Here is a 1,781-nt window from a genome sequence, read left to right as displayed (position 1 = left end):
CCCAGCTGTAAAGACTCCTTAGAAAGGAGGTGATCCAGCCGCACCTTCCGGTACGGCTACCTTGTTACGACTTCGTCCCAATCGCCAGCCCCACCTTCACTCACTCCCTCCCCGAAGGGTTAGGCCACAAGTTTCGGGTGTTGCCGACTTTCATGACGTGACGGGCGGTGTGTACAAGGCCCGGGAACGTATTCACCGCGGCATTGCTGATCCGCGATTACTAGCGACTCCACCTTCATGGGGTCGAGTTGCAGACCCCAATCCGAACTGAGACCGGCTTTTAGGGATTCGCTCCACCTCACGGCATCGCACGCCCATTGTACCGGCCATTGTAGCATGTTTGCAGCCCAAGACATAAGGGGCATGATGACTTGACGTCATCCCCACCTTCCTCCGAGTTGACCCCGGCAGTCTCCCATGAGTCCCCACCACTACGTGCTGGCAACATGGAACAAGGGTTGCGCTCGTTGCGGGACTTAACCCAACATCTCACGACACGAGCTGACGACAGCCATGCACCACCTGTCACCGATCCCCGAAGGACCCACCATCTCTGGCGGTTTACCGGCGATGTCAAACCTTGGTAAGGTTCTTCGCGTTGCGTCGAATTAAGCAACATGCTCCGCCGCTTGTGCGGGCCCCCGTCAATTCCTTTGAGTTTTAGCCTTGCGGCCGTACTCCCCAGGCGGGGCGCTTAATGCGTTAGCTGCGGCACGGAGACCGTGGAAAGTCCCCACACCTAGCGCCCAACGTTTACGGCGTGGACTACCAGGGTATCTAATCCTGTTCGCTCCCCACGCTTTCGCTCCTCAGCGTCAGGTAAGGCCCAGAGACCCGCCTTCGCCACCGGTGTTCCTCCTGATATCTGCGCATTTCACCGCTACACCAGGAATTCCAGTCTCCCCTACCTACCTCTAGCATGCCCGTATCCACTGCAAAACCGGAGTTAAGCCCCGGTCTTTCACAGCAGACGCGACACGCCGCCTACGAGCTCTTTACGCCCAATAATTCCGGACAACGCTCGGACCCTACGTATTACCGCGGCTGCTGGCACGTAGTTAGCCGGTCCTTATTCCCCACCTACCGTCAACCGGGAGAAAACCCCCGGCCTGCGTGAGTGGTAAAAGAGGTTTACAACCCGAAGGCCGTCATCCCCCACGCGGCGTCGCTGCGTCAGGCTTTCGCCCATTGCGCAAGATTCCCCACTGCTGCCTCCCGCAGGAGTCTGGGCCGTGTCTCAGTCCCAGTGTGGCCGGTCGCCCTCTCAGGCCGGCTACCCGTAATCGCCTTGGTAGGCCGTTACCCCACCAACAAGCTGATAGGCCGCGAGCCCATCCCCAACCGAAAAAACTTTCCACACCCCGCCATGCAGCAAGGTGTCGTATCCGGTATTAGACCGCGTTTCCACGGCTTATCCCAGAGTCAGGGGCAGGTTGCTCACGTGTTACTCACCCGTTCGCCGCTCGTGTACCCCGAAGGGCCTTACCGCTCGACTTGCATGTGTTAAGCACGCCGCCAGCGTTCGTCCTGAGCCAGGATCAAACTCTCCATCAAAGGCTAGAAACACCCACCCGTTAGACCGAGCGGGCAAACCTTGAGAGCAAACCCTGACCGACCAGAACCAGTCTGGCCAATCAAAGGAACCCCGGACACCCCGAAAGAGTGTCCACGGGGCCAAAACAAACTTTGGCTTAAAGAAAAACAAACACGCGCTGTTGAGTTCTCAAAAAACAACCGCTCATCCCGTACAAGCCCGAACCACCCACAAGGAGCGAATTCCC

At 58.3% G+C, this 1,781-nt stretch carries 1 rRNA gene; it reads right to left on the bottom strand.

The annotated features are described in order from the left end of the window. Positions 1-22: 22 nt before the first annotated feature. Positions 23-1,554, bottom strand: a 16S ribosomal RNA gene (locus tag ACFO4E_RS29905). Positions 1,555-1,781 lie beyond the last annotated feature (227 nt).

Origin of the sequence: Nocardiopsis mangrovi (genome assembly GCF_042653925.1) — a bacterium.
GTDB lineage: Bacteria > Actinomycetota > Actinomycetes > Streptosporangiales > Streptosporangiaceae > Nocardiopsis_B > Nocardiopsis_B mangrovi.
Note: the sequence above shows the minus strand (reverse complement) of the source record. Positions and strands in the feature narration are given on the sequence as shown.